The 1,760-nt window shown below is 72.4% G+C and carries 1 protein-coding gene and 2 pseudogenes; 2 read left to right on the top strand and 1 reads right to left on the bottom strand.

All coding sequences use genetic code 11. The features are described 5' to 3' along the window. Window positions 1-857: pseudogene (locus FV217_RS22225) on the top strand (hypothetical protein); the annotation flags it as partial. A 73-nt stretch (window positions 858-930) separates the two neighbouring features. Then, window positions 931-1,524 carry a histidine phosphatase family protein gene (locus FV217_RS22220; RefSeq protein WP_147821795.1) on the top strand — a complete coding sequence of 198 codons (594 nt, stop codon included), beginning with the start codon at window positions 931-933 and terminating at the stop codon, window positions 1,522-1,524. Here the strand turns inward: FV217_RS22220 and FV217_RS22215 are convergent. Continuing rightward, window positions 1,515-1,760, bottom strand: a pseudogene (locus FV217_RS22215) (hypothetical protein); the annotation flags it as partial. The gene FV217_RS22220 and the pseudogene FV217_RS22215 sit on opposite strands and share 10 nt — an antisense overlap.

Raw genomic sequence — 1,760 nt, 5'->3', positions numbered from 1 at the left:
GCATCACCCTGACCGACCTCGCGCGGCTCTATGCGGGGCTGGCGCGGGGCGGGGCGGTGCCGGATCTGGTGCGCCGGGTGCCGGGTTCCCCTCCCCCTTGTGGGGAGGGGCCAGGGGTGGGGGTGGTTCAGCCTGACTGCGAAGGCGGCCAGCGGAACCACCCCCACCTCCAACTCCTCCCCACAAGGGGGAGGAGAGTGACCGCGGATGAGCACGAAGCGGAGCGCACCATCGCCGACCCCGTCTCGGCCTGGTACGTCGCCGACATCCTGAGGGGCGCCCCCCCACCGGAGAACGCACTCTCCGGCCGGATCGCCTTCAAGACCGGCACCTCCTACGGCTATCGCGATGCCTGGGCGGTGGGGTTCGACCGGCGCGTGACCATTGCCGTCTGGATCGGCCGGCCGGACGGGGCCTCGGTGCCCGGCCTCGTCGGGCGCGCCTCGGCCGCGCCGGTCCTGTTCGACGCGTTTTCGCGGTTCGGCGGTGAGCCGGAAACCCTGCCGCGCCCGCACGACGCCCTCGTCGTCGCCACGGCCGGCCTGCCGCCGCCCCTGCGCCACATTCGCCGGGACGCGCCGAAGACGCTGGAGGTGACCCTCGGCGTGCCCCTCAAGATCGCCTATCCGCCGGACGGATCGCGGGTCGATCTCGGCCTGAGCGAAGGCGCACGCGCCCAACTTGCCCTCAAGGCGCTCGGCGGCCAGCCGCCGTTGACCTGGATGGTCGACGGCCTGCCCGTGTCCGAGGGCATGCGCCGGCAAGCGGCCTGGAGCCCGGAGGGCGCGGGCTTCGCGCGGATCTCGGTGATGGACGCCTCGGGTGCCAGCGACAGCGTCGTCGTGCGGATCGAGTGATTTCGGTTGTGCGCGACACTGGGCTGCAGCGGCGCGACTGGCCGGCCGGCGTCGCGGGCCGTACATGCGGGGCATGAGCCCGACCCGCATCGTCTGCATCCGCCACGGCGAATCGACCTTCAACGCGCATCACCGGGCGACCGGCCGCGACCCTGGCCACATCGATGCGCGGCTGTCGGATCTGGGCCACCAACAGGCCGCGGCCGCGCGAAAGGACCTGCAAAGCATCCCGTTCGAGCTGGTGGTGACGTCGCCGCTGACGCGGGCGCTGCAGACCACGGCCGGCATCTTTTCGGGACATCCGTCGAAGCCGGCTCTGCTGGTCGAGGTGCTGCACCGGGAGTGCCAGGAAAGCTCTTGCGACGTCGGCCGGGCGGCCTCGGTGCTGGCGGAGGAGTTTCCGGACTTCGACGTCGGCCACCTGCCCGAGATCTGGTGGCATGCGGAGGACCCGGTTCAGGCAGAGGGCTATCCGGTCGAGCCGCGCGACCTGTTCGATGCGCGCGTCGCTGGGTTTCGCGACTGGCTGCGGGCGCGGCCGGAAACGACCATCGCCGTCGTCGGGCACTCGACCTTCTTCTACCACCTCACCGGGCAATGGCTCGCCAACTGCGAGGCGATGGACCTCGATTTGACGGTGGAGCCGCGGCTGCGCGCCTACGCCTGAACCCGGGCCGAGCGGGCGGCATCGAGACGGTCCCTGGCGCGGACGAGGTCGATCTCCGGCGCCTGCCGGCCGATCGCCAACGCCGCGTCGAGGATTGCCACGGCCGTCGGCCAGATCCCGTTTGCGAAGGGCGCCGCGCCCTCCGCGACCTCGGCTGCGCAGCGCGCGTCTCCGAACGCCTTCACCGCGGCCGTGGCCGTGCGCGAGACCGCGGCGAGCCGCGCGCCCTGCACCCA

Origin of the sequence: Methylobacterium sp. WL9 (genome assembly GCF_008040035.1) — a bacterium.
Classification (GTDB): Bacteria; Pseudomonadota; Alphaproteobacteria; order Rhizobiales; family Beijerinckiaceae; genus Methylobacterium; species Methylobacterium thuringiense.
This window is presented reverse-complemented; position numbering and strand designations above follow the sequence as displayed.

Coding starts and splice junctions, on each gene's coding strand:
- FV217_RS22220 (WP_147821795.1), top strand. CDS start 931: ATGAGCCCGACCCGCATCGTCTGCATCCGCCACGGCGAATCGACCTTC.